This is a genomic window from Pseudomonas sp. 51_B (genome assembly GCF_017491595.1).
GTDB classification, from domain to species: domain Bacteria; phylum Pseudomonadota; class Gammaproteobacteria; order Pseudomonadales; family Pseudomonadaceae; genus Aquipseudomonas; species Aquipseudomonas promysalinigenes.
Map to the genome: position 1 here is coordinate 1 of NZ_JAFGYW010000153.1, position 538 is coordinate 538.

The window sequence follows — 538 nt, forward strand, 5'->3', positions numbered from 1 at the left end:
TTCCGCAAGTTCGGCCTCGCGCGAAACAAGATTCGTGAAATCGCATTCCGTGGCGAGATTCCTGGCCTGACCAAGGCGAGCTGGTAATAGGAGAAACATAAATGAGCATGAGTGATCCTATCGCCGATATGCTGACTCGCATCCGCAACGCGCAGATGGTCGAGAAGGTTTCGGTGTCGATGCCCTCGTCGAAGGTGAAGGTTGCGATCGCGCAGGTCCTGAAGGACGAAGGCTATATCGACGATTTCGCCGTGAAGGCGGATGGCGCGAAGGCCGAGCTGAACATCGCGCTGAAGTACTACGCTGGCCGTCCGGTCATCGAGCGCCTCGAGCGCGTGTCGAAGCCGGGCCTGCGCGTGTACCGCGGCCGTAACGAGATTCCGCAGGTCATGAACGGCCTCGGTGTGGCTATCGTGTCGACGCCGAAGGGCGTGATGACCGACCGCAAGGCGCGCGCTACCGGCGTCGGCGGCGAAGTCATCTGCTACGTCGCTTAAAGCCGAAAGGAGAGAGGAACATGTCTCGAGTAGGTAAGAGC

The 538-nt window shown here is 59.7% G+C and carries 1 protein-coding gene and 1 pseudogene; both read left to right on the forward strand.

Features of this window, described 5'->3' with window-relative positions; genetic code table 11:
* Positions 1 to 87, forward strand: a pseudogene (locus J5M56_RS24110) (30S ribosomal protein S14); the annotation flags it as partial.
* Positions 88 to 101: 14 nt separating this feature from the next.
* A complete protein-coding gene (gene rpsH / locus J5M56_RS24115; protein ID WP_004185153.1) occupies positions 102 to 497 on the forward strand; it encodes a 30S ribosomal protein S8 in 396 nt (131 codons plus the stop codon).
* The last annotated feature ends 41 nt before the right edge of the window (positions 498 to 538 follow it).